Genomic DNA, 24,010 nt, shown 5'->3' with positions numbered 1-24,010 from the left:
ATCAAAGCGCTTCACCACTCCCACTATGAAGTTCGCCGCTCCGCGCTGCAGGCACTCTCACCCAAGGCCGATTCCGATGAGAGGGCCGCACTTCTGGCGCTCAAGGCCGACAGGAGCGCGCCGGTTCGCGAAAAGCTTGCCGCCGTGATCGGGCAATACGTCTGGACCGACGGTGTCGACACACTCGGGGAACTTCTGGCCGACCGCCGAAACTATGCCAGACATCCGGAATATCAGCGGCGCTATGAGCCCGAGTTCCACGTCGCGCGCGCTGCGGCGGCCGCGCTCCTTCAGTTCGACGAGCTGCCGAACGAGGTGATCGATCATATCATCGAGTTTCTCTCACAGGATGGTGGCGAGGGAATAGACATCGAGTTGCACGCCACGCTGCTTGACCTCCTCACCTATCCCGATCATCCGCCCGTCTGGACCGCCATCGAGCGCGGCCTGCAGGATGACCACGTGGTTGGTGACGTCGATGAGAACCTTTATCCCGTCCGCTATGCTGCTGGATGGGCGGTGGTGCATCGGATCAGCCGCCATCCTTTCGAACTCAACATGGCACCATGGGAACGTATCAAAGCGGGCGCTGACCACCTCGATCCCCAACTTGCGGCACCCCTATTGTTAGCTTTAGGAGGGCAGATGGCCACCAAATGCGATGCTGCTATCTTGGAAATCTTGCGCAGCCCTCACACAACCCGAGCTCGCGTTGGGCTGGCTCTGTCGATGATCGAGGACTTTGAGGCCGCCCGTGGCCTGGCGATCAAGCACCGCCTCCTACCGACAGATCACCCATTTTTGGACGTCGAAGACGACTGCTCGGCTGAGGCGACAAACCTCTCTCGATGGCCGTTGTCGACGCGTGCCCGTGCATGGCTGCAGTCGCTTGCGGGTGGGGACGACGTCGAGGACACGTTACTCTGGGTCCTTACTCAGCGAACAGGGGTGCAATTGATCGCAGAGGACTTCAATCCATGGTCTCTCCGCAGAAATCATAAAACTCCGATCACGACGTTCGCTGAGATGTTTGGAATGGAGTAGCCGCCCGCACTCAAACTAACGCGCACATCCACAAATGCTCTACGCAGGAACAGATGGATAGCGCGCGGTGCCGATCGCATCTCTTTCGTTCTCGGTTGCGCTTTTTCCTGTTGTATGCAACAAGAAACAATGTCGCTGACTACAATTCAATTCACGCAAGAGCAGGCTCGGGATATCGCAGAGGTGTCGCCGGGCGATGTGCGCGCCTGGCGTAAAGCTGTGCCCTATCTTGCCGCCAAACCCGGCAAGGCTGCGCGGTTCACCTTCGCAGACCTGGTGGGCCTCGCGATCACGAGCGAACTGACCAACCGCTTCGGAGCGCGGATCAGCGACATTGGGGCCAGCGTGGACAAGCTGTTTCACGAACTCGCCGACGCTCGTCCCGCCCATCTCGAAGGGATTGTTGCACTGATCGGTTCAGCATCCGCGTATCTCCTGCCGATCGGCGATTTCTCGGCGCGGCAGATTAGCGAGCCCACTCTGATCGTGCCCTGCGATCCCATAGTCAGCCAGATAAGCGCCCGCATGATGCCATCGACGCCAAGTGCAGCGCAGCGTGAGCTTCCGTTCCCGCCGCAAATCCTCAAGGCGGGACGATGACGGGATCCGTGAAGGTCGACCTCGTCGAGACGCTTCGGCAATTCGGGGCTGACGAAGCTGCGTTGCGTTCGCTCGACATTGACCAGCCTGCACTCCTCCCCTACGCAACCTTGCTGTCCGCCCGCAAAAGCGGCGATGCGGATCTCCAGGCGGTTGGCGGTGTCTATGAGTGGCAAGGCACGCCGCTCGTCTTTCTCGTGCCTGCCGACCGGCTGGGCGAGGATGAGGCGCGCCTTCAGCGTATACGGCGTCTGCTCGCCATGCGCGGCGATGCGCCCTATCTCGGCGTAGTCGGTGCCGGACGTCTCGACATCTATCATATCGGCCTCGACGATTGCCGCCCGGCTGAGGCGCGCGTCCATGTTGGTGTAGCGGCAGGCCAGGAAATTGCAACGCTGGCTCATCTGGCCAACGCCCGGCCGGGCCTGCCGGCGGGTAATCGGCAGTGGATCTCGCAGGTTGTTCTTAAACTTCTTGGTGGCTCGATCGACACGCTCAAGACGGTGTGCGGCGTCGATGATGACGATGCGATATCGCTGGTGGGACGTGCTCTCTTCACGCGCTTCCTGGGCGACCGCCACCTGCTGGGATCGCTCGGTGTCGATATCCGCACGGCCGCTGGATTGTTTGACGATGCGGCGAGAGCCGCAAAGACGTCCGAGTGGCTCGATGCTACCTTCAACGGCGATTTCCTACCTACCTCCCCGGGAATCTGGGAGCGATTGCCGCAAGACGCATTCAGGGTGCTCGGAGACATCCTGCGGCGTGCGCCCGGTGGTCAGCTGCTTCTCGGCTGGGAAGATCGCTGGGACAACCTCGACTTCGCCCACATCCCCGTCGGCGTCCTCAGCCAAGCCTACGAGCATTATCTCCACAGGCACGCGCCCGACCGGCAACGGCGCGAAGGCGGCTTCTACACGCCGCGCCCGATCGCGGACCTTATGGTCCGCGGAGGGCTGAGCGCGGTCGCCCGCACTACGCCTGCCCATAAAGCTCGCATCCTTGACCCCGCTGCAGGTGCCGGCGTCTTCCTTATTACGGCTTTCCGCCAGCTGGTGGCAGAGGCTTGGCGCGCGTCTGGACGGCGTCCGGACACGCATGAGCTGCGCCGCATTCTCTACGACCAAGTCACCGGCTTTGACATCAACGAGGCGGCGCTTCGGTTCGCAGCGCTCGGCCTCTATCTCATGTCGATTGAACTCGACGCGCATCCCGAACCAGTGAGAAAACTCAAATTCGAGAACCTTCGCGGGCGTGTTCTCCTCAAGATGAGTGGCGACGGACAAGAGAGGTCGTCGGGAAGCCTCGGGCCGGCCGTAGGCGATGAACATGTCGGCAAATATGATCTTGTCGTCGGCAATCCGCCCTGGGCGACGAGCACTCGCCTGCCCAGATGGCAAGAAGTGCAGGCTATCATCCATCGTATCGCAGCCGAGCGTTTGCCGGCAGGGCATCCGCCTCCGCCGATCCCGAACGAGGTGCTCGACTTACCTTTCGTCTGGCGCGCTATGGAGTGGGCGAAGCCGCTTGGCCAGATCGCCTTCGCGCTTCACGCTCGGCTGCTGTTCCAGCAGGGCGACGGGATGCAGTCAGCACGGCGGGCGTTGTTTGCGGCGCTCGACGTCACGGGCCTGGTGAATGGTGTTGAGCTGCGCCAGACGCGGGTATGGCCGGAAATTTCTGCTCCCTTCTGCATTCTCTACGCTCGCAATCAGACGCCACCACAGGGCGCGGGATTTCGCCTTGTCAGCCCCCGCTTGGAAGGCGCACTCAATCAGTCCGGCTGCATGCGGATTGACGCAACCAATGCTGAACTGATCACAAACCAGGAGATCGTCGACACGCCAGAGATCTTCAAGCTTCTCTTTAAGGGCACGCGGGCCGACGTCCAAGTCTACGAACGCTTGAGGGCTCATGTACCCGAGCGCCTCGGCGAATACTGGCGCCGCCTCTTCGGGGTCGAGGCCGGGCGCGCACGTTTCACCGGAAACGGATACCAGAAGCTCAGAAACAGCAGCCGCATCAGAACGCGTGGAGATGGCCTGCCCGGTGTTGCGGCTGACTATCTGCACGGCCGCCGGGAAATCACTCTGGCGTCGATGACCAATATTATGGTCGACGAGGAGGCGCTTCCCTTCTTCAGCGAGGCTCGAATCCATGACCGGCGGGCCGAGACATTGTTCGACGGGCCGCTCGTCGTCGTTCAGAAAGCGCCCCCTGCATCTCTCGGACGGATCAGGACGGCTGTCGTGCAGAGCGGCGCTGTCTTCAATACTAGCCTATATGGCTATAGCTCGCGAGCTCACGACAACGGATTGCTCGTCCGTTACCTGAGCCTCGTCATCGGCAGCAAGATCGCTCTGTGGCAGGTGCTTATCACCAGCGGCGAGTTCGGCTTTGAGCGCGACACGATCGAGAAGGCGACGATTGACCGACTGTTCATCCCGACGGTGGAATCGCTTTCCGGCGATGATCGTCGCGAGGTGTATCGGCTCTTCCAACTGGTCCAGGACGACGCCCGAGATGCATGGGAGGAGGTCGATCGTTGGTGTGCCAGCATTTATCATCTGCGTGAGCGTGACCTGCAGGTCGTAACTGACACGCTGCAGTTCAACCTGCCTTTCGCTGGGAACCGTCGTCTCGCTCAAGCTCCCGCTGGAAACGAGGCGGTGAGCCAATTCTGCGGGGTATTGGAGGCAGAATTGTCTTTGTGGGGGCAAAGGTTAGGCCGGTTTATCGAAGCCCGTCCGACTACCAAGCTTGACGCTTCGCCGTGGCGGGGAATTCGCATCACGTCCAGCGTCACAAGGCCGAAACAACGAGCAGTCCAGCATATCGACTGGGCCAAATTTCTGCCTCTCGCAGATCATTTCGCAGCGACCGTGGTCATATTGGAAGAAGCGGATGACTGCCTGTGGCTGGGGCTACTTGACCAAGCGCGCTACTGGTCGGAAAGTCAGGCTAGGCTGGTGGCGCAACGCCTAGTCTGGGAGCACATGGACGTGTTGAAGGGGCGGGCGAGCGCGTGACCGTTAGCTCCTCCGGCCCGCGCCCCGAACAGATTGATGAACTCACTCGCGGGATCGAGCTGCCATTGGGTGCGCTACATGAGGAGCATCTGGCGCTAATCGCGGATATGATCGCACTAGCTTGGGGCGACCTTGCGCTCAATCAAGCGAGTATTCTGGCGACGGGATCCGAAGCCGAGATCAACGCGCTACTGGAAGCTCGCCTGAGCCGCCTTCTCGACGAGAATCCGGTGTGGGAGCAATTGGTCCGCTCCGTCGCCCGCGGCAAGGAGACGGTGAGTTTCAACGGGGCACATCTCGAAAAGCGACCGGATCTTTCTATCTTCCTGTCGGGACGGTCTCCTGCTTTTCCCCTGGTTGTCGAATGCAAGCTCATCGATGCGCCAGATGGCAAGTCCGGCTCTCTTTACTGCAATCATGGCCTACGCCGCTTCTTGACCGGCGAATATGGCTGGTCAGGTCGGGAGGGCTTCATGCTCGCCTACGTCCGCGACGAGTCCACGATCGAGTCCTGTTTGGTACCGTTTCTTGCTGCCGGTCGAACCATAAAACCAGATCCCTATGCGATAAGAGACTGGCCGGTCGAGCGTGGCCATGCTGTGCTTGACCTAGCTGCTACGCGGCACGACCGAGCTTTCCGCTACCTGAACCGGGCAGCGCCAGCCGATGCGCCCGGCTCGATTGCAATATGGCACCTCTGGCTGCCAGCTTGGATCGGCAGCACCTACTCGATAAGCAGGACCTAGTTGCCAGCCAGCGGCACCTCGCCGATGCCTTGCAAATGACTATTCGCCAGTGATGCGAAGTCGTCCAACAGGACGCACGGCATTAAGTGTGATGGGGCGCAAAGCCGTGCCTCGTCGATCACTGATCGGGTGACGGCTTCGGACAAAAGCGCGCCGGTTAGGGTCATGACGGACCTTGCGGCAGCTTGCGCAACCACTATCAGGGTCAGAGCGACCGGATCTACTCGACCGAGCTCTCGATGCTCTGCTCCATACTGAACGACAGACCAGCATCGGCACGAGATGTGTCGAGGAAACTCAATTTCGTCGCCGCATCACGACGACTCGTCGACGTCGGCGACACGAAACGGCAGGCTCTGTAGCCCCTCAGCGCCCTCCCCGCTTCCCGTTTTGCTCAGCAGTCCCGCATCCTGGAGCGCCTCCAGATTAGGCAAGTCGCGCAGCGTATCCAGCCCGAAATGCTCCAAAAACCCCTTGGTGGTCACATAGGTAAACGGCGCACCCGCCGTCGGGCTGCGCGGCCCGGCGGTTATCATGTTCTTGTCCCGCAGTGCCCCAATGACGTCGCGCGACACCTCGCGCCCAAGGATTTCCGATACCCCTGCCCGCGTCACCGGCTGATGGTACGCGATCGACGCCAGCACCATGGCCTCATTCAGGGTCAGATCAACCCCACGGTCGGGCACCGCAGCAGACGTGGCAATCGCATCAGCATAAGTAGTTCGGGTGCGGAACGCCCAGCCCCCAGCGACACCCACCACGTCATAAGGTTTGCCGCGCAGCGCTTCGCGTATGTCATCGATCAGTAGGTCGATGCTGGCGTCGCGCCCAATGACGCGCGCCAGGGCCTCCCGCTCCACTGGCCTGGGCGCTGCGAACAGCACCGCCTCGATACGGTTCATCCACTCACGCCAGCGCAGATCCGCCGGCATGTCGGCCAACTCAGCATCGAAGATTGGTGGTTCAGCATCCGTCCGTCTGCGCCTGGCCATTGTTTTGCCCTGCCTCACAAGCCGTAGAGTCGGAACGTCGGGCGTCCGCTGAGCTCCCGCACCGCGTCCAGCTCACCCAGCCGATCAAACAGTCGCCTCGCGCCGCGCGCCGACAGTTTTGGGCTCGACCAGGATCCCGGGACCGCGTCATCGGACAGCAGCAGTTTGATGACGTCGCCAGACCCCTTGGCGCGCAACTTCGGCGCCACCGTCGTCAGCTTTGCCGCCCGCTGCGCTAGCTCTATCCCAAGATCGCAGGCCTCCGCCGCAGCGGTCGTGTAGGCCAAAAACACCGCCTTGCCCCAGCCTTCTCCACCCGGTCGGATGCGCTTCCTGTTTTCGCCGGACTTGAAGACGGCCGAAGGTACCTGCCCCATCAGCAGCGGCATCGGAATGGCCCATCGGAACTTTTGGGCCAGCAGCGCGTCGGCGAGCCAGAAGCCCAACAATTCGGCATCGGGCCGGGCCCGATAGACGGCGGCGGCTATCTCGGCCGCTAGGACTGGCGCCGGCCGCGACGACATCATCATGTCAGCGGCATTGGCCGTAATCTCGGTGAGGGCATCATCCCATTTCAGCCCAAAATGCTGTTCGGCGACCGGCCGCACGATTTCGGCGTCACAAGCTGTCGTTCGGCTGGCAAGTCGTCGCCAGGCCATCAGCAGGTGACCTGACGGGCCAGGATCGTCGCCGGCGCCGCGCAGAAAATGACCGTCGCGCAGCGCGGATTCGCTCTCTCGCCGGCCGGTCAAATTTACGGCAGCCGCCGCGTTGCGCAGCGCCAGCCGCTGTCGCCAGGCACCGGCCGAAGGAAGGTCCTGGCAAACCAGATTATCCAACGAATTCAAAGCGGCGCCGGCCAGATAGGCCGCATCGGCATCGTGCAGAATGACGCCGCGCGGTCGCGCCCACACCGGCACTTGCGGCACCAGCGAAACATCGACAACGGGCAAATCGGGGCGCCACTTCATATGATAAGGCTAGCACAGCGCGGCGCTTAAATCGATAAAATCCGCATTTATGCGCCTCACCTGTCGGCGCATAATAATGACCGATAATCTTGCATTATCCTTCGTTTTGCTCATTATAGAGGGAATGGCCCGAAATCTCGACGCGAGCACCGAAAGCGACCCCCAGCGCGGCTCTGCTCGACCACAGCGCACGCTTATACCCGTCGGAATTTCGTCAGCATTAGACGGCGACGTCGAAAATGGCGATCTCTCGGCCGAGACGCCCTCCCCTGCCCCGCAGAGCGCTTCTGCTGTAACGGCGCATCTGGAAGCACTCGCCGATCGCGCCCGCGAGTATGTCGAGGCGGCGAGCGCGCCGAACACGCGCCGCGCTTATGACTCGGACTGGAAGCATTTCTGTTCCTGGTGCCGGCGCCAGGGTCTTGATCAGCTGCCGCCCGATCCGCAGATTGTCGGCCTTTATATCACAGCCTGCGCCTCCGGCGCTGCAACGAACAATCGGAAGCCGGCAGCCGTCTCGAGCATTGAGCGGCGGCTCTCCGCATTGTCCTGGCATTATCGGCAGTTGGGCGAGCGGCTCGACCGCGGCGATCGCCACATCGCCACGGTCCTCGATGGCATCCGCAACACCCACGGCCGCCCCCCGGTACAGAAGGAAGCCGTGCTGCCCGAGGACCTGATCGCCATGCTAGAAACGCTTGATCGCGGCTCCCTGCGGGGGCTGCGCGACCGCGCCATGCTGCTGATGGGGTTTGCCGGCGGCCTGCGACGCTCGGAAGTCGTGGGTCTCGACGTTGCCGCCGATCAAACCGAGGATTCGTCGGGCTGGCTCGAAATCCTCGAGCGCGGCATGGTTTTGACCCTCCGCGGCAAAAATGGCTGGCGAGAGGTGGAGATCGGCCGGGGATCCTCCGACAGCACCTGCCCCGTGGCAGCACTGGAAACTTGGCTCAAGCTGGGGCGCATCGCACACGGACCGTTGTTTCGACGGGTAACCGGAAAAGGCAAGTCGGTTGGTCCCAACCGGCTGCAAGACCAGGAAGTGGCCCGCTTGGTCAAGCGTGCGGCCATTGCTGCTGGGGTGCGCGGCGACCTCTCGGAGGTCGAACGGGCGACTAAATTTGCCGGGCACTCCTTGCGGGCCGGCCTGGCCAGCTCGGCAGAGGTAGACGAACGCTACGTGCAAAAGCAACTCGGCCATGCTTCGGCTGAGATGACTCGGCGCTATCAGCGGCGTCGAGATAGGTTTCGGGTCAATCTTACCAAGGCGGCTGGCCTTTAGGTGAGCCCACTACCGCTTGCGACCCACTCTCGCCATTTGCAGCGTGCGTCTATCTACCCGAAGGCCGCCCTCAGCCCCGCGTGCCAGGGATTGTCTAATAGCTGTCGTATGCCCACGGTAGGGAACGAGGCAGTGAGCGAATTTTGCATCCTACTCCACGATAATGCCCTTGTGCTTGGCCTCCTCTTCCGGCTCCACATGAATGGTGATGATCGCGCCCGCAATACGGGCCTTCAACTCCGTTTCTATGGAGTCGCAAATGTCGTGCGACTCTCCCACGCTCATCGCCGAGGGCACAACTAAGTGAAAGTCGATGAAGGTCGCTCTTCCTGCATGACGGGTGCGCAAGGCGTGGGCCTCAATTGCACCAGCCGCGTTCTGGCCGATGATGCTACGGATCGCGGCCAACTCCTCAGCGGGTGCGGCCTCGTCCATGAGACCGCTCGCGTTCTCCCGAATGACGCCCCAGCCACTCCAGAGGACGTTGAGGGCGACGAGCGCTGCAATTCCGGCATCAAGAACAGTGATGCCTGTCAGCACCACAGCCACGACACCCACAAGCACCGCAAAGGTCGTGACGACGTCCACCATCAAGTGCTTGCCATCTGCCACTAGGGATGCCGAACGATGCCTCCGACCCTGTCGGATCAGAACCGTGCTCCAGATCACATTGAGCAGAGTTGCTGCCACGCTGACCCCGAGCCCTGTCCAGGCATCTTCGATGAGTTTGGGATGAAGAAAAGCCTCATAGGCTTCGCGTAGGATCGCAAAGGCCGCAACAACGATCATAACACCGACCACAATGGCTGAAAGATATTCGGCCTTGTGATGTCCGTATGGATGTTCGGCGTCTGCAGGCCGCGCGGCGATGCGAATTGCGACGATCACGGTCACAGCCGTCACAACATTGATTACGCTTTCGAGCGCGTCTGAATAAAGAGCCACGCTGCCCGTGAGCAAAAAGGCGGCGTATTTGATCGCCAGCACCACGATACTGACGGCCAAGCTCGCACAGGCAATTTTTAGAGAGTGCTCCATCAGCGCATCCTGAACCACCAAGTGGTAAAAAAATCAAGCTTTCCATCTACTTAGGAGTGATTGTGAAAAGCGTTTGCAGCCAGCAGGTGGCGCAACTCAGGCGCAGGCCACCAGTGTGCTTCACGTCCTTAGTTCGATATTTGGTACGAAATCCTTCACTGGGCCACTATGTCGCCCTCATGACTGCGCAGCTTCTCACGCCTCCGCTTAAGTGTCTTGGGCAAGCTCTGTCTGCTGGCGCTTAGGGTTCATCGGGCTGCGCCGAGGCCAAGGTGGCCTTGCCTTGGGGGCCTTTTGGGCCACATAGTACCCATACGTTTTCAGCCTCCGACGGCTGCCCTGCCGGTCATCTCCGGTCCTCGGCTACCTGCTCCAGCATGTGAACGTTTCTACGCCCCGTCGGCATGTTGCTGACGGCAACGCTCGCGCCAAGGCATCGAGCTTTAAGAGGACCACTTCAATGGGCAGCATTACGGGGACGGTAAAATTCTTCAATACCACCAAGGGCTTCGGCTTTATTTCGCCGGAAGGTGGCGGGAAGGACGCCTTTGTTCACATCTCTGCCGTTCAGCAGTCGGGGCTCCAGGGCCTTTATGAAAACGACAAGGTAACCTACGACGTTGAGAAAGGCCGCGACGGCAAAGAGTCCGCCGTCAACCTTACGCTCCTCTAGTTTGGTGTGCGTTGGCCCGCTTGCTGGCCAACGCACACTGGCCGGCTAAGCAATCTACCGCGACTTGCTTCCCGGGATTGCAAAACACGATTAAGTCAGGACGACGGTGGCTTGGGTTGCCGTCAAGACATGACAATTGCTTATCTAGCTCCAAGACAGCTGATCGCGCGGCAACCGGCCGCTTGGGTCGAAAACTTCGACCTGATGCGGAAGGGCCGGTCCCCAGTCCCACAAGACCAGGTTGCGATCGTTGTGATCGGCCCCAGCCGCATAGCTGGGCACGACAATGCCCGCGACACCGCGCGCCACCAATTGGTGGTGAACAGCCCAAGAAGCGGGCTGATCCCCAACAGCCAAGTCAAATGCCCAGTCGCAACTCATATCTAGTGCCGAGACGGACGCGGCCCCCCTGCCCTGCTCCGTCGTCAGGTCGATAATGTCTTCGCAATCCACATCGTAGGAGCAAAGCACGGTTGGATCGAGCCGATGCGGCAGACCTTGGCTGATTTCCTTAATCGCCGTCATGATGCTGAGCCCGAGATAGAGAGCCGGCACACCCCTGGGATTGAATCGGGCCCCGCGAATTGCGGCCCCCGCCCCCGAGGTCAGCTTGATGGACCAGCGGGGATCATGGGCACGATAGCAGGTTCCGACAAACCTCACGCAAAGCCGCCCAGAGCCATATGGTCGAGGTAATCGCGCACCGCCGCCGCTTTTCCGTCCTTGACCAGCGACTCAGCAGTTCGCCCACCAAAGGCAGGCAACGGTTGGGCGCGATACCAGGCCATAGCCTGATCCTTACCGCCGGCCCACTCCGTCACCCTGCTGATAATCTCCAGCATTTCGCGCAGACGGCCCTGTGCTTTTGGGGCGCCGATCCGTTCCGAGCGATAGAGCGTCTCTCGCGCCAGTCCTGCAGTCTCGGCGAGCTGAGACTTCGACATGCCAAACCCGTCGGCAACACGCTCCGCCGCAATTTGCCCCGCAGGATCCATATAGGACAGAATTAGCGGCGTTCCCACGTCTGCCATCTTCGCAGTCAAAGCCATGATGTCCCACTTCGCCAGCACTTGCCATATCCAATGTACGGAATATAGGGCGATCTAGCCGCGGCTACAAGGCCGGAGCCGATCACCGATCTCGCCTATTCAGACTGCTCCTCAAGCTGTCGCTGATTTCGAGCCGTTTTTCAGTCCTATCAAGCCGCTTGGCGGCGCCTAGCTCGCTCTCGGCTTCCTCGATGCCAGCCCCGGTTGACTTCGCGGCATCGAGTTTGGCCCGCAGCAGCGCCATGATCATCGGCCAGGGCGAGAATTTCCCTTCCTTTGCCCGTTCCGTCAGGTTCCGCAGGTATCCGCCTGGAGATTTGATCTGATCGGACCTCTGATAGATCGCGGCAAGCGTAATCGCGGCGGGCTGCTCACCCATTGCCACTTGAGCATCCTCCCAAGCACTGGGGCTGATACCCAGAACCGGCCGCACCAGGTCAGCCGCAGCCAGGAATTCACGCCAGTGGCTGATGTCGCCGCCCTTGGTCAACCAAAGGACATTCGGACATGCGTCGAGCACGATACCCAAAGGCAGCTCGCGCTTCGGCAGGCTCCGCAGGTTATCGGCTCCGCCAGCGCTGCCGCTCTCTTCTCTTTTTATTCCGAAGCGGCTTTCAGATTCATTTTTAGATTCGGTATTTGAATTCTGTATGTGGCGATCAGAACGGGACTCATTGGCATCCATATTCTGTGTTTTTACAAATGATTCCAACACGTCGCGGATCTGGGTCCAAAGGTCGTCCAGCTCGGCCGCAATAGCCTCGAGAACTTGCCGCGGTGCGGTCCGCGGAAGCCTGCCGATGATTGCCTGATATTCGAGATGGACGGTTCCCCAATTGCCTGGAACGCCCTCTTCGATGCCCGCCTCGATCATCTTGACGATGTCGCGCCGGCATATGGTCAGCCGTTCCTTGACGACTTTGTAGGCCTTCTTCTCGGCGCGAACGGCCTCTGCAAGCTCCTTGAACTCTACGGCACGTGCGACGATCGGGGAGAGATCAAAGCCATAGGCTTGCTCGATGTCACCCCCCTGCCCCTTGCGGGCATAGCGCTTGCCGTTGGGGCTATCCCGGCGAACGACCAAGCCGCACTCGACGAGGTTGGCCAGATGCCGGCGGAGTGTCGTCGGCGACATTCCGTTGGCCCTGCCAATCAGCTGTTCATTGGATGGCCAGACGATAAGCGCGCTGTCGCCGTAGAACGCCGTCTCCGGATGGAAGGACAACAGGGCATCAAGGATGGCCAGGGCACGATCGGTGGCGCCTAGGGCGATGCGGGCTTCCTTGATATCCCTAAAAGCGTGCCACTTATGCACGGTCGCGCCTTCCGGCGCATTCTGAGCTGTGACCTGGCTGGCAATCATGCCAAGTGTCATCGGCCGCCGCCCAAAGGGCGTCGTTACAGTATGGGTCTGCATCCTTCTTCACCTATCTCTAGGCAATAGAAATCCGCTCGCCGAATCGACGCTCAGTGCCCGAAGGCCTTGACTGTGATTCCTGGAAGTGCGATTCTCTTGATACCACTCTTGAGAAGGGCTTCCGGAATGTCGTTTCGGGGGCCTTTTTCTTTGCCCGGTTTCATGTGCTCAAAGTGCTAATTGTCAGCTGACAATCCACTAAAAGCGTTTGATATTCAGCGGGTTGATCCTTTCGACTGTTTCTCGGTTTTGGCTTCGGCGCTGCCCGCAAACTCATCGAGGAGTGCGGGAAGGCGTTGTTGGATGAAGCTTGCGAAGGCAGGGCTGTCTGAGACAAGGCGGAATTGGCGCCCCTTCTTTTCAACCCAAGCAACTCGGTCGGGAGAGACAAGCCTGCGCTTGACGGCGCGCGGCTTTGACCCAACGGCATGCAACGCCATGGCGAAACGCTGATCGCTGTCACCGCTTTGAAAGTCAGCTGAACCCAAGACTCCGTCAAGCGCTTCACGTGCGCCGGCGGGCTCGAGGCCTTTGACGAGCTGGAGCCATCTGGGTCGGCCAATTTTGGGTGCTGGGCCAATAGCGACGATCAGGTCCTCGCCGAGCGCCTGGGCGACGGTGAGCAGGCGCGAAATCTCTGGCTTGTCGACGCTGAGGGCGGCTGACAGCGTGTCGCGATCGAAACCATGGGTTTCCATCTGCATGGCAAAGCGGGCGCGCTCGACAAAGGTCAGGTCTTCGCGGGGGCCGTTCTCTTGCCCCTGCAGGATGACCATTTCCTGGTCGGACAGTTTGCGGACTATCGCCTTGAGCTTGAGCCCAAGCTCTTGAGCCACGCGCCAACGCCGATGGCCGGCGGCGATCTGGAAGCGTCCCTCTTCGGTGGGGTGCGGGCGGGCGATAACAGGGATCTGCTGCCCGTTCTCGGCGATCGCCGCCTTGAGCTGCTGAAGTCGTCCATCGCTTGCTGAAGAAATGCGATCAGAAACGATCGAGGCGCTGAACAGCGCCGGATCAAGCTCCTGGGTCGTTTCCCGATTAGCCAGCTCTTCGCGCAATACCTTAGCCTGTGCGGCCTCGGCCGATAAGCGATCAAGGCCAAGGCTCATTGCCTTGACGGCTCCCGAGGGTCGCGCCTGCGACGGCGATCCGTCCTCTGGACGCCCCGGCTTACCGGCAGCAACCAGACTCTGCAGAATGTCCCTACCCCGCCCGTCGGGTTTTTTCATTTGACCGCCCTCCCCCATGCCTGGTGGACGAGCTTCTCAATGTCGCCGTTGACGGCATCCATCGATTCAAGCGCCCGGTCGTAAGTCTGGCGGTTCATCGATTCACGAGGGGCCTCGTAGACGGTCTGTTTGGAGAGGCCAGCGTCAGAAATGGCCGTCGACTTGACCATCATCGGCGTTAGCACGCGCTCCCCGAAAAGATTGCGCAGGAAGGCCACGATCTGGTTCTGCGGACCGTCATTGGGTTCATGCCGCGTGACCAGATAGCGCATCCAGTCATAGTTGAGGTTGCCGCCATTATCGCGCACGACCGCCAGCAACTGCGAGGTCATGGCCAGGAACTGGTTCATCGAGGCGACGTCGAGCATCTGAGGGTGAACGGTGATCAGGACAGCCGTCGCGGCGCACAGCGCCGACATGGTCAAAAAACCCAGCTGAGGCGGGCAGTCGATGACGACGACGTCGTAGTCATCCGCCACGCTTTGCAAGGCGCTGGCGACCCGCATGAAGAACAGGCCATCGTCGTCTTGCGTGCCGCTCGACAATACGCGCGGCGTATCATGCTCGAACTCGTGCAATTCGAGATTGCCGGGCACCAGGTCGAGGCCCGCAAAGTACGTCTTACGAACGATTTCGGAAAGCGGCCGGCGGTGCTCGTCGTAGCGGATCGCGCCATAGAGCGTCATGTTGTCAGCCACATCGAATTCGGGCTGATAGCCGAAGAGGGCTGACATCGATGCCTGCGGGTCGAGATCGACCGCAAGAACACGATGACCATGGAGGGCAAGATATTGCGCCAGATGGGTCGCTGTCGTCGTCTTGCCGGAGCCACCCTTGAAGTTGGTGACGGCGATGACCTGGAGGTGCTCGCCTTCCTTGCGCCAGGGAACGTAGGAAGTCTTGCCCTTGGTCAGGTGCTGCCGCAGAGCATGGACCTGTTCCAAGGAATAGCGCCGCCGTCCGGTGGTGGCCTTTTCGGGGATCGGACCGGCTTCGTCCGTCGCTAGATTTCTGATATAGCTTTCGGTGACGCCGATCAGTTTTGCGGTTTCAGCCGTCGAGAAGGTGCGAAGCTCTTTTTGCGCCTCAGGTGGAAACAGACGTTCCCGGAGGACCTGGAGCTGCGAGCCCAAAGCCTGAGAATCTTCCCAGATCGTTTCATCGAACGCTGGGCCGCCCTGGGGTCGGGAATTTGCAGCTACAACTGGCTTCATCGTGAAAGTCGCAAAATAGAGCCACTCTGGTTATTTTCCGCAAATTGACCCGACTCTCTCCTGACGGTCAAGGAATATTGGGTTAACAGACTCCTAATGCGTCCTTGCAGAATCGAAACCACGTTGATTTTGCAGCATTTTTTACGAAGTTGTCAGCTGACAATTCTGCAGGCCGCAGGCTTCACACGGACGCTGTGAGTGGCGCCAGCTTTCGCTCTGAGCCGACTCGGCCCGACGGCCCTGCCTTTTTGGCGCGGCTGGAAGCGTCGACAAGCGGCGAGCCCGGTTCGATGCTGGGATCGCCGCTACCACGATTTTTGGGTTCTGAGTGGAAGACCGGTCGCGCGAGGCGACCGGGTCGGCTGGGAGAGCGATCAGAAAGCCGGTTCTTGTGGAGCGGGGGCCCGCAGCTGCGGGGGCAGCCAACGACGATCTTTAAAGAGCGTTTCGGCATAGACTGCGGCGTCGCCCTTCTTCATTTTCGCCGCCTTGGCAGCTTCATCGTCGCCAACGGCTTCTTTGATGGCCGTAGCGATCTGGTCTTTGCTGACGCGCTTGAAGAAGTTTTCAGCGGTTGGCATGAACCAGTCGGCCATATCAAGGGCGAGGGCTTGGCTCAGCACCTTGCCATGCTCAAACGCCTGCCCTCGGTCGGAGAACTTCTTCTCGACCACGTTGACGCCTTTCGCAGCGGCAGCGGCGAGTAGGGACAGCAGTTCGTCGGTGGTCTTGTCTGTCAGCCAGTCCCAGAGATCGCTCGGGTTGCCGGGAATGGCGTGGCCAAGGTTTTCCCACAAGCTGGCAAACTCGGCGACCGGAGCGTAATCCTCGTAATCAGAAATGGAGCCTTTGAGATATTCAGGGGTGACGCTGACCTGCACGGCGCTCTGTTCGCGCGCGTAGCTGTAGCCGACGCGCAGCAGCATGGCATGAACCACCGTCACAAGTGCAACGTCGGGATTGTTGGCAAGGGCCACACGGAGCGCGGCGGTCTTGCGAGCGCTCAAGTCCTCGACCAGCGATAACGACAAATCGTCCAACCCGGCGCTCCTTGCTGGTTTCGCAAGGACACTGCCGTCTGTTCCTTCGACTTCATTCTCGCCCTCGTCCTGCTCGGCCTCGGCGCTATCGTCCTTGGGCCCGCGCGACATCATTCCCCGCTCGATACGAAATTTCCCAAAGTTGCTGATGGTGAGGAATGCGCCAGCGGCCAGATAGTCAGCTTCGGAGTAGGCGCGGGTCTTGCGGTCAAGCTGCTCGATTTGTTCGTGGAGCGCGGCCTGTCGCTGCTCCCATTCCTGCGGCTCCAGCGTCGCTCCCTCGAAATCGAGGCTTTCCAATTCCGCTTCCAGACCATCAAGCACGACCTGATCTTCCGGGGAAAGCTCGGTGTCGGTAGGGTAGGCGCGGACAGAACCGTAATACCAGTCGGGCAGGGTCTCGAAGAACTCAACCCATGCCCAACCTTCGGCCAAAAGCTTGGCCCTGGCGGCATCCACCTCTTTGTTGAACAGGGCTATCAGTATGTCGGGACTTTTGATGACCCCGCTGCCGCTCTCGTCGAACAAGTCCTTGCGCAGGACGCCGCCTGCTTCGAGATAAGCGGCCTCTCCGACGACGGCAAAGCGAGGCGTATCGGTTGTAGTCTGCTCGGCCAGCAGCATGCGCCGAATTGTTGCACTGTGGCGGCTCCACTGGCCAAGATTGTTCCAGACTTCCAACTGGCGCGCATGATCGTCGACCACAGTAAAAGCCGCCAACTGGGAAAGCTCTATCTCTCCTGACCGGAAGAGCTCGCGCAGTTCCGGCGCGGTCTTGGCAAGCGCAAGGCGGCGCTTCACAAGGTTCTCGGTAACGCCAAAACGGGATGCGATCTGATCTGGGGACTTGCCATGATCGCTAAGGGTCTTGAATGCCTCAAACTCGTCGAGCGGATGCATGGCCTCGCGCATGACATTTTCGGCCAAGCTCACTTCGACTGCGCTGTCTTCGTCGCGCATCTGACAATTGACGGGGTGATCTGCCGGGATCGCACCACGCTCCTGCAGCAGTTTCAGTGCGGCCAGTCTGCGCCCACCGGCGGAGACCAAGAACCGCCCTTTCTTTCCGGGCCGGACGACAAGGTTTTGCAGGACGCCAACGCTGCCAATGGAGGCGGCGAGGCTCTCCACGCTACCGGGGGTATAGGTCTTACGGACATTCTTGGGATCGGCGTCTAGCTTGTTCAACACGATTGGCTGGATTTCGGTGGGGGTCATGGTTTGCTCTCCTTGTTCCCGCGAAGCGGTCTTGCCTTTGCCCATCGGGCAGGGGCCCCGCCTCTGCCCTCTAGGCGTCGCCAATGAGACGGAGAGAGGGGGGCAAGTGCGCAGACGGGGAGGGGGATCGCCCACCCAAAGGGGCGGCGAAGAACCGCGCTTTGCGCGGATCTTCGCCAGCTCCTGCAACGGACGGCTGTCGGCCGGTAGTGAAGGATGGGGACACCCCGTCGAAGCTCTTGCGGGGGAGAGAGGCAACGCCTTTCTCCCCTCGATCTGACAAGCTCTGGTGGTATGGCCTTTGGCGCGGACTTGTCCGCCCCCATGCGCAAAGGATCGTGACCCGAAGGGCCGAAACCCTCGATGGGGTTCGGTGGAGCGCAGCGGAATAGAGCCTGGTCCTGTCAAGGATGCGCCTAATGGCGGGCGGCTCTGGACAATGTGGATATTGATTTGAGGGTTCGGACAGAATTGCTGGCTGCTGGAGGCAATTCTCATCATCACGTCGCCGGCGTTCGTCTGCTCGGTTCCATCGGCGGAAATTTGCGGGGCAGGGCGGCGGGTCGACTGTGTCGTAGATGGGGATACGTTCTGGATGAATAGGGTGCTCGCCCCGCCATTCAACGATGCTGAAAGCAAGCTGCTGGTTTAATACGACTCCTATTACGCCGCCGCGGATCGAATAGGCCCGCCTTAGCGGTTCGCGTGCTCGAGCGGCCCTTGGCGGGACAGAGGATGAGCACGCACGTTTTCGGCATCGCCCTCCTTCGGAGACACCCTCGCGACTAAGGGCGCAGTACTAGCGGTCATCGATGCCAATTGTGCGAGCGATCCAGAAGCAGGATTGGGAGTAAGCTTCGCATCCTGACGAATGGCGCGCGTGCAGCAGCGGCGCTTCACCGACTTTAAACCGATCGGCGATTACTATGCGGCGTCGACAGTCGGACTGCGTTGGATCCATGTATCGGGTCACCCCAAACAAGCCACGCTGGAGCGCGTCTCCAACCAGCCCGAAGGTGACGACGCCGAAGGGCAATTTGCTTTGAGCCGTGCCGATCTATCGCTGCATCGATGAGGCGCGGTCGAAACCATGACATTCCTACTCGGACAGGGGCTCGCGTCATGACCACCGAAGAGGGCACTCGCAATGGAACGCGTGAGATCGGGGTGAGCGTCGCCGGTCTGAGATTCGCCGTCTTTTCGACGCGGAATCTGATTTTCCTGATCGCTGTGCTGGCCATGAACTTCACGCTGATGCGGCCGTCGCCTGTCGACCTTCTGTTCATCGCGTCCTTCTTGCTCACCCTCATCTATATGACGCTCTTCAAGAAGCTGGAGGTGACCCGGCGGGCCATTTTTTTGACTCTCCTTCTCGCGGCGTGGGCAGTTTCCTTTTTCCTCGCGTCAATGCCCTATCTCGGTCAGGACTTTGTCGGCTTCGAGCTCATGGCAAAGACCTTTGCCATCTCTATTGGAGTGATCGGCGCCTTCGTTTCGATGAGCTGGAACCGCCGGCACTTTGAAGTTTTCATGAAGGTCTACATCGTCTCCGGCGGGATTGCCTCGATCCTCGGCACCGTTGGCTTCCTGACCCAGATGGAGCTGCTGACCTGGGACGGGCGAGCCAAGGGGCTCATAGACGACCCCAACATGTACGGGTCGTTTCTGATCCCGGCGGTGGTCTTCTGCGCCTACTTCTTTTCTCGTGGGCAAGGAAGCAAGGTACTGCTCAGTGGCGCGTTGGCGGTTATCTTGCTTGGTATCCTTCTCTCCTTCTCGCGCATCGCCGTTGTTGCGGGTCTGTTCTGCTTTTTTGCCTACATCTTCTTCCACAACCGAGGGCGCCCACGTCGGCTGCTGATGATTATCGGCGGCCTTGTCGTGACCGGTTTCGTCCTTTTCGCCTTCGCCAGCCTCACTTCGGCTGAATTCACCGCCAAGCTCCTGGATCGACTCACCTTTGCCAAGTCTTACGACCTTGGAGAGGAGGGACGATACGCGCGCTATGGGCTGGTGGTGCCGATGATTATCCAAAACCCAATCGGGGTCGGAGTGCTCCAGCTTGAGAAAATCTTCCCTGAACCGATCCATAACATCTGGCTCAGCTCCTTTGTCAATTATGGCTGGGGAGGCGGAATCAGCTACGTTATTCTCGCGGTTGGGAGCGTGGTCGTATCAGTCCGGAACTACCGGAAGACGAAAGACGAAATCGCGTTAGCGCTGCTGATCTCTCTTCTCGGCATCCTTATGGGAGCGACGCTACATGAGGGCGAACACTGGCGCCATTTGTGGCTATTCTTCGGTCTCGTGTGGGGCTTTAACCAGTTCAGTATCGGCATACAGACGAGTGCACCCGTGGCTAGTCATGATCTGGCAGGTAAGCGGCCTGCTCCCTCCGCGAAATCGTTTGGCCGCCGGAACTCGTAGATCCGATGACCATCGCTCATGGTGGCCGAGATGAACGGGCCTACCACATCGGTAGCTCGCAATGAGGAGACGAGGTGTCCTCCCCCACTGCAGGATGCCACCCAGCCGTCGCACCGCTAGAGCGAGAACTCACAGCGACGGCGTATTGATCAACTCACAGGACTTCCTCATCATGAGGGATGAGCTTCGGTCCCACCGTGCCCGGCACCCTCGGCGCCAATGTGAGCTACGGACGGGCGCGACGCCACAGGATCGCTAGCCCCCACCACGCTGCCGGCGCTAGCAGAACCACGCTCGCCGCTCCCGGGAAGTATTGAAACGCACGACCGACGATGACGGGCAAGACCAGGATATGGGCCAGTTCGGTGATGCCCATCGCCGAGAAGAACGTCCAGGCCAAATAGGTCCCAAATCGGCTCTTGCCGGCCAGCACGGGTACCAACAGCCATGCCCCCACAGACAGCACCACCATTAGGATGACGCTGGGCGAGGCAATGTTGGGCGTGGCCACGCCGGTGATCGCCGCGAGGTGGTCGAAGAAATAGAAAAGGTACTCCTCGACTCGATGCACCACGAAGAGGCCGAACGCGATGAAGAATGGCAAGCGGATCGCGGAAAAGGAAACGATGCCTGGGCGCACGGAGAAGAGGACCAGCCCGGTGACGAATCCCGACGTGAATATGAGCATCGTCCAGAAGCCGAGGGCAAAATAGCCAGCGGCAAGGACCGCGGCGGTGAGCGCAGTTGCTGCGAGAATGGCAATCGACATGGCCAATACCTCCCGGATGCGATCCTCAGTCGCTAAAGGAGTAAGAAAAAACAAAACGACCTGCTCGTATCCTGGAAGGTCAGCGCTCGAACGCGTTCGCGCCGGTGATCGGACCCGGCATTCCGCCGATGTCCTCCTGCACCAGAATAGCCAGGCCCGTTTTGAGTTCGGGCAGTGCGCGTCCGATTTCTAAACTGAACTGAGCGCCCATGCCGGCACCTAGTGCCGCCAGAGGCGCGCGATTCGTGACGATGTGGTCGTAGGACAGGGTCCTACCAGCATTGTCGCCGGCCTCGATGGAGACGGTTTCCTGCTCGATATAAGTGACGAGCCAGACGACCGAGGGTCGTCCGCCTGCGTGTTCGGGGATGATGATATTCAGGCTGTCTCCGTTCTGAACCAGCTCGACTTGGCGCATCATGCCTGCGGCCTCGATCGCCTTTACAGCGCCGGTTTCGTCAGAGCCAAGCATGCCGCTTGTGCCGGAAATGACAAGCTGCGGGGTGTAGAGCTTGCTGGCGCCCCACAGCGCGGCATAGTTGCGCTGCAGTTCGGCGTTGGCGGGATTCCCGAAAGTGTCCTTCCAGCCGATATAGTCCCAATAATCCACGTGATAATTGAGGGCAATCACGTCTCCACGTTCCGCGAGCTGGGAGACGAGGCGATCCGCGTCGGGGGAGAACGGGCAGCCTTGGCTGGTGAAGAGTTCCAGAACAGCCTTGGGTGGACCGATAAGCTCAGCGCCGCCAACGCCTCCCCCACCGGAAACGAAAATCAATAGAGCGGCTATTCCCAGGACTTGGCTTGTCATCAAATATGCTTGCCACCGCAGTTCAAACCCGGCGAGTCAAATCGCGGTGAGGCCGTGGCAGGTGGGCAGCCTTACCGACTGGATCAGAACTTGATGATGGCGGCGGTCACGTACATGAAGGCCACGCCCACAAGGAAACCGCATATCACTGGGATGGACAGCAGCGTGCCGCGCCCCTTGCCCGTTCGTGTCGTATATAGCGTCACCTCGACGATAACCTGTGCGATGGCGCCCGCTCCGATGCCGAGGAAAAGGGCGGTCCATTGCGGGGCGTAGGCGAGGCTGCCGATCCAGAGTCCGACCACCGCGGGCGCACCGGCGAGCAGGGTCAGGGCCGCGAAGCTCCAGAGCGGCGGCTTGGCCTTGAGGATCGGGGCCGCAATGCCAATTCCCTCGGTGACGTTGTGCACCGCGAAACCCAGCACCAAGAACGTTCCTAGACCGGCCGACCCGACGGCGAAAGTCGCACCGATCGCAAGCCCCTCGCCGAAGTTGTGCAGACCAATGCCGAGCGCAATGTAGAACGAAAGGGCGAGCCCGGCCGGCGCACCGCGCCAGCGACCGATGGCCATGAGAAGCATGAAGCTGGCGGAGCCGGCCAGAAGCACTAGCAAAGGCCCTTGGAATAGGGCAGCCGATGCAGCACTTATCTCCAGTGCCTCCAGGGTCATGTCGACTAAAAGGAAGGCAAGCAATCCGACCGTCAGCGCCAGAACGAAGTTCATGCCGGCCGCGCCCACACCCCGCATCGCAGGATAGCAGAGCAGGCCGATGGCAACCGGGAGCACGCCGACGATCAGACCAACTAGGGCCTGCTGCCACAGCAGCGATTGCGTCGGGACTGGAGTGGGGACGGCTACTGGTATCTCGTGCAGAAACGTGGCGCCGGTGTTGGTGACGATGTTGATGGCGTGCGCTTCGCCGAGCACCCATGGATAGGGGATGCTGAGCCACACGGTGCTGCCGCGGGCGATCGGGCCGGGAGGATCCTGGGTAAAACTCCAGTAGGCATCGTCAACCTGGACCTGGGCGACGGTCATCGGCTCCGATCCCCCTGCGCGCACGAGCACGCGCAAGCCGTTACCGTCCAGGATCGTCCTCTCGTAGGTGAACGCCTCCACGGGCGGCGCCCCATTGTTGAAGCTGCGCAGCGGGTCGGCGGATGCGATCCAAGCGATGGCGATCCCCAGGACGATTACCGGAAGCAGGAGCCACAAAAGCATGAGGCGATTGGGGCGATCCCCCGGCGAGCCGGCGGTCATCTCAGGAGCGGTCATGGTTTAGCCCTCCACCACGTCGAACATGCCCATCCAGCCCAACTCGGTGAACTCGGCTTGATGCGCGTGGAACATGTATTGGCCGGCCTCGTGGTCTGCGTAGCTGAACTCGAGGATGCCGCGCTGCGCCTGGCACTGCATGATCAGGTCGACGGTCCGCAGCGTGGGGGTCAACGTGGTGCCGGTATCGAAATAGTCGAAGAAGTTGGCGTGGAGGTGGAACGAGTTGATGGGGTCGAACTCGGTCACGTTAATTAGATAAATGCGGGCGGGCCGCGACTTCTCGATGCGGATCGGCTGCACGGCATAGGCATGCGCGACAGTGTTGACGGCATAGAACTCGTTCTCGCCGTCGAAGTTGGTGTCGAACGCGTTCATCACCATGACCATTTCCTGCCAACGGGCGTTTTCGGGGGTGCCGAGCAGGCGCGACTTGGCCACAGCTTCGAATTCTGGGTGCAGGGCAGGGTCGGGGTCGATGACGAAGGCGCCATACATCCCCTTGTGCATGTGCCGCTTCAGGGGCAGGGCGTGGCAATGATACAGGTGGCAACCGAACGGCTTGGCGTCGAACTCGTAGATAAACTCCTCCCCGGGGTTGATCAGGCCGGCGCCGGGCACACCGTCCATGCGCCACGAGTGGATGCCATGGAAATGCATCGAATGTGGGTGCGATCCGTAGTTGCGGAAGACGATTCGGAGGCGTTCGCCCTCCTTGGCGCGCAGCGCTGGGCCCGGAACGCGGCCATTGAAGGTCCAGGCTGGAAACATCACCCCCGGGGCGATCTCGATCTCTTTGTCGACGGCTTCCACCTCAAACGTCCGCAACACCCGTCCGTCTTCCATGGTGGTGACGGTTCCCAGGTCCCATTCCGTCAGCATAGGTGTGGGGTCGAAGCCGTTTGTCTCCGGATCGACGCGTCCGACCGTCATCATTTGTCCGTGCGCGCCGTCGTGGGCGGACGGCGCTGCATAGGGGTTCACGGGCTCGACCGCCGACATCTCGCCCATATCGTGACCTGGCATCGATTGGCCCGCTGCGGTGGAAGCGAGGACCGCGGTTCCACCCGCGGCCACTAGGCCGCCTATAAGCAGGCTCCGGCGTGTGACCGTATCGGCAGGCTCGTTCTGCATGCATCACCCTTATGCGAATAATTCGCAACTAGACGCTAACCGCGCGATTG

The 24,010-nt window shown here is 60.5% G+C and carries 21 protein-coding genes; 8 read left to right on the top strand and 13 right to left on the bottom strand.

The features are described 5' to 3' along the window. The 4 genes from IE127_RS19355 to IE127_RS19340 form a co-directional block, all read left to right on the top strand. On the top strand, positions 1–1,044 hold a 1,044-nt coding region (locus tag IE127_RS19355; protein WP_194599204.1), incomplete at its 5' end, for a HEAT repeat domain-containing protein. 129 nt (positions 1,045–1,173) lie between these two features. Beyond that, complete coding sequence (locus tag IE127_RS19350; protein WP_189427438.1) at positions 1,174–1,644, top strand: hypothetical protein; 471 nt, start codon at positions 1,174–1,176, stop codon at positions 1,642–1,644. Next, on the top strand, positions 1,641–4,673 hold the full coding sequence (locus IE127_RS19345) for an HsdM family class I SAM-dependent methyltransferase (protein WP_189427437.1): 3,033 nt from the start codon (positions 1,641–1,643) through the stop codon (positions 4,671–4,673). Before IE127_RS19350 ends, IE127_RS19345 begins: the two co-directional genes overlap by 4 nt. Continuing rightward, positions 4,670–5,419 (top strand): hypothetical protein, encoded by a 750-nt coding sequence (locus IE127_RS19340; protein WP_189427436.1) that lies wholly within the window; start codon positions 4,670–4,672, stop codon positions 5,417–5,419. Before IE127_RS19345 ends, IE127_RS19340 begins: the two co-directional genes overlap by 4 nt. A 314-nt stretch (positions 5,420–5,733) precedes the next feature. Here IE127_RS19340 and scpB read toward each other — a convergent pair whose 3' ends face one another. Both scpB and IE127_RS19330 read right to left on the bottom strand, forming a co-directional pair. After that, positions 5,734–6,411: an SMC-Scp complex subunit ScpB gene (scpB, locus tag IE127_RS19335; protein WP_189427435.1), complete on the bottom strand. Its 678-nt coding sequence runs from the start codon at positions 6,409–6,411 to the stop codon at positions 5,734–5,736. A gap of 14 nt (positions 6,412–6,425) precedes the next feature. Next, positions 6,426–7,382 (bottom strand): DUF1403 family protein, encoded by a 957-nt coding sequence (locus IE127_RS19330; protein ID WP_189427434.1) that lies wholly within the window; start codon positions 7,380–7,382, stop codon positions 6,426–6,428. Between the two features lie 76 nt (positions 7,383–7,458). Between IE127_RS19330 and IE127_RS19325 the strand changes: the two genes are divergently transcribed. Beyond that, positions 7,459–8,664, top strand: coding sequence for a tyrosine-type recombinase/integrase (locus IE127_RS19325; protein WP_244640383.1), 1,206 nt, complete (start codon positions 7,459–7,461; stop codon positions 8,662–8,664). 150 nt (positions 8,665–8,814) lie between these two features. On the opposite strand, the gene IE127_RS19320 is transcribed toward IE127_RS19325, so the two are convergent. Then, positions 8,815–9,702 carry a cation diffusion facilitator family transporter gene (locus IE127_RS19320; RefSeq protein WP_189427433.1) on the bottom strand — a complete coding sequence of 296 codons (888 nt, stop codon included), beginning with the start codon at positions 9,700–9,702 and terminating at the stop codon, positions 8,815–8,817. 460 nt (positions 9,703–10,162) lie between these two features. Here IE127_RS19320 and IE127_RS19315 point away from each other — a divergent pair, with 460 nt between their 5' ends. Then, entirely contained in the window at positions 10,163–10,375 is a 213-nt protein-coding gene (locus IE127_RS19315; protein WP_189427432.1) for a cold-shock protein, read from the top strand. A gap of 144 nt (positions 10,376–10,519) precedes the next feature. Here the strand turns inward: IE127_RS19315 and IE127_RS19310 are convergent, their stop codons facing one another. From IE127_RS19310 to IE127_RS19285, 6 genes are all read right to left on the bottom strand, one after another. After that, positions 10,520–11,038: an RES family NAD+ phosphorylase gene (locus IE127_RS19310; protein WP_189427431.1), complete on the bottom strand. Its 519-nt coding sequence runs from the start codon at positions 11,036–11,038 to the stop codon at positions 10,520–10,522. Then, positions 11,035–11,424, bottom strand: a complete 390-nt coding sequence (locus IE127_RS19305; protein WP_244640381.1) for an MbcA/ParS/Xre antitoxin family protein — start codon at positions 11,422–11,424, stop codon at positions 11,035–11,037. Before IE127_RS19305 ends, IE127_RS19310 begins: the two co-directional genes overlap by 4 nt. Positions 11,425–11,506: 82 nt before the next feature. After that, a complete protein-coding gene (gene repC / locus IE127_RS19300) occupies positions 11,507–12,841 on the bottom strand; it encodes a plasmid replication protein RepC (RefSeq protein ID WP_189427430.1) in 1,335 nt (444 codons plus the stop codon). A 215-nt stretch (positions 12,842–13,056) separates the two neighbouring features. After that, complete coding sequence (repB, locus tag IE127_RS19295) at positions 13,057–14,070, bottom strand: plasmid partitioning protein RepB (protein ID WP_189427429.1); 1,014 nt, start codon at positions 14,068–14,070, stop codon at positions 13,057–13,059. Further along, the gene (repA, locus tag IE127_RS19290) at positions 14,067–15,284 is read right to left on the bottom strand and encodes a plasmid partitioning protein RepA (protein WP_189427428.1); all 1,218 of its coding nucleotides are present in this window, start codon (positions 15,282–15,284) and stop codon (positions 14,067–14,069) included. Before repA ends, repB begins: the two co-directional genes overlap by 4 nt. 374 nt (positions 15,285–15,658) lie before the next feature. Continuing rightward, complete coding sequence (locus tag IE127_RS19285) at positions 15,659–17,587, bottom strand: ParB/RepB/Spo0J family partition protein (RefSeq protein WP_189427427.1); 1,929 nt, start codon at positions 17,585–17,587, stop codon at positions 15,659–15,661. 826 nt (positions 17,588–18,413) lie between these two features. On the opposite strand from IE127_RS19285, the gene IE127_RS19280 reads away from it, so the two are divergent. Together IE127_RS19280 and IE127_RS19275 are read left to right on the top strand one after the other, a co-directional pair. Then, positions 18,414–18,617 (top strand): hypothetical protein, encoded by a 204-nt coding sequence (locus IE127_RS19280; RefSeq protein WP_189427426.1) that lies wholly within the window; start codon positions 18,414–18,416, stop codon positions 18,615–18,617. Positions 18,618–18,664: 47 nt separating this feature from the next. Continuing rightward, the gene (locus IE127_RS19275) at positions 18,665–19,969 is read left to right on the top strand and encodes an O-antigen ligase family protein (RefSeq protein WP_189427425.1); all 1,305 of its coding nucleotides are present in this window, start codon (positions 18,665–18,667) and stop codon (positions 19,967–19,969) included. Positions 19,970–20,195: 226 nt separating this feature from the next. Here the strand turns inward: IE127_RS19275 and IE127_RS19270 are convergent, their stop codons facing one another. The 4 genes from IE127_RS19270 to IE127_RS19255 all read right to left on the bottom strand — a co-directional run bounded on the left by IE127_RS19270 (position 20,196) and on the right by IE127_RS19255 (position 23,960). Then, positions 20,196–20,738: a hypothetical protein gene (locus tag IE127_RS19270; protein ID WP_189427424.1), complete on the bottom strand. Its 543-nt coding sequence runs from the start codon at positions 20,736–20,738 to the stop codon at positions 20,196–20,198. 79 nt (positions 20,739–20,817) lie between these two features. Next, a complete protein-coding gene (locus IE127_RS19265; protein ID WP_189427423.1) occupies positions 20,818–21,549 on the bottom strand; it encodes a DUF1223 domain-containing protein in 732 nt (243 codons plus the stop codon). 83 nt (positions 21,550–21,632) lie between these two features. Next, positions 21,633–22,826, bottom strand: a complete 1,194-nt coding sequence (locus tag IE127_RS19260; RefSeq protein ID WP_244640379.1) for a ZIP family metal transporter — start codon at positions 22,824–22,826, stop codon at positions 21,633–21,635. Between the two features lie 3 nt (positions 22,827–22,829). Continuing rightward, positions 22,830–23,960 carry a multicopper oxidase domain-containing protein gene (locus IE127_RS19255; protein ID WP_189427422.1) on the bottom strand — a complete coding sequence of 377 codons (1,131 nt, stop codon included), beginning with the start codon at positions 23,958–23,960 and terminating at the stop codon, positions 22,830–22,832. Between the last annotated feature and the right edge of the window lie 50 nt (positions 23,961–24,010).

It is taken from the genome of Devosia pacifica, assembly GCF_014652635.1.
Classification (GTDB): domain Bacteria; phylum Pseudomonadota; class Alphaproteobacteria; order Rhizobiales; family Devosiaceae; genus Devosia; species Devosia pacifica.
This window is presented reverse-complemented; position numbering and strand designations above follow the sequence as displayed.

What these genes read in the sequence shown, in the direction of transcription:
- IE127_RS19305 (WP_244640381.1), bottom strand. Translation starts at nt 11,424, where the DNA reads ATGGCTTTGACTGCGAAGATGGCAGACGTGGGAACGCCGCTAATTCTG.
- IE127_RS19265 (WP_189427423.1), bottom strand. Translation starts at nt 21,549, where the DNA reads ATGACAAGCCAAGTCCTGGGAATAGCCGCTCTATTGATTTTCGTTTCC.
- IE127_RS19350 (WP_189427438.1), top strand. Translation starts at nt 1,174, where the DNA reads ATGTCGCTGACTACAATTCAATTCACGCAAGAGCAGGCTCGGGATATC.
- IE127_RS19270 (WP_189427424.1), bottom strand. Translation starts at nt 20,738, where the DNA reads ATGTCGATTGCCATTCTCGCAGCAACTGCGCTCACCGCCGCGGTCCTT.
- repB (WP_189427429.1), bottom strand. Translation starts at nt 14,070, where the DNA reads ATGAAAAAACCCGACGGGCGGGGTAGGGACATTCTGCAGAGTCTGGTT.
- IE127_RS19285 (WP_189427427.1), bottom strand. Translation starts at nt 17,587, where the DNA reads ATGGGCAAAGGCAAGACCGCTTCGCGGGAACAAGGAGAGCAAACCATG.
- scpB (WP_189427435.1), bottom strand. Translation starts at nt 6,411, where the DNA reads ATGGCCAGGCGCAGACGGACGGATGCTGAACCACCAATCTTCGATGCT.
- IE127_RS19280 (WP_189427426.1), top strand. Translation starts at nt 18,414, where the DNA reads ATGGCGCGCGTGCAGCAGCGGCGCTTCACCGACTTTAAACCGATCGGC.
- IE127_RS19320 (WP_189427433.1), bottom strand. Translation starts at nt 9,702, where the DNA reads ATGGAGCACTCTCTAAAAATTGCCTGTGCGAGCTTGGCCGTCAGTATC.
- repC (WP_189427430.1), bottom strand. Translation starts at nt 12,841, where the DNA reads ATGCAGACCCATACTGTAACGACGCCCTTTGGGCGGCGGCCGATGACA.
- IE127_RS19330 (WP_189427434.1), bottom strand. Translation starts at nt 7,382, where the DNA reads ATGAAGTGGCGCCCCGATTTGCCCGTTGTCGATGTTTCGCTGGTGCCG.
- repA (WP_189427428.1), bottom strand. Translation starts at nt 15,284, where the DNA reads ATGAAGCCAGTTGTAGCTGCAAATTCCCGACCCCAGGGCGGCCCAGCG.
- IE127_RS19325 (WP_244640383.1), top strand. Translation starts at nt 7,459, where the DNA reads ATGACCGATAATCTTGCATTATCCTTCGTTTTGCTCATTATAGAGGGA.
- IE127_RS19275 (WP_189427425.1), top strand. Translation starts at nt 18,665, where the DNA reads ATGACCACCGAAGAGGGCACTCGCAATGGAACGCGTGAGATCGGGGTG.
- IE127_RS19315 (WP_189427432.1), top strand. Translation starts at nt 10,163, where the DNA reads ATGGGCAGCATTACGGGGACGGTAAAATTCTTCAATACCACCAAGGGC.
- IE127_RS19255 (WP_189427422.1), bottom strand. Translation starts at nt 23,960, where the DNA reads ATGCAGAACGAGCCTGCCGATACGGTCACACGCCGGAGCCTGCTTATA.
- IE127_RS19260 (WP_244640379.1), bottom strand. Translation starts at nt 22,826, where the DNA reads ATGACCGCTCCTGAGATGACCGCCGGCTCGCCGGGGGATCGCCCCAAT.
- IE127_RS19345 (WP_189427437.1), top strand. Translation starts at nt 1,641, where the DNA reads ATGACGGGATCCGTGAAGGTCGACCTCGTCGAGACGCTTCGGCAATTC.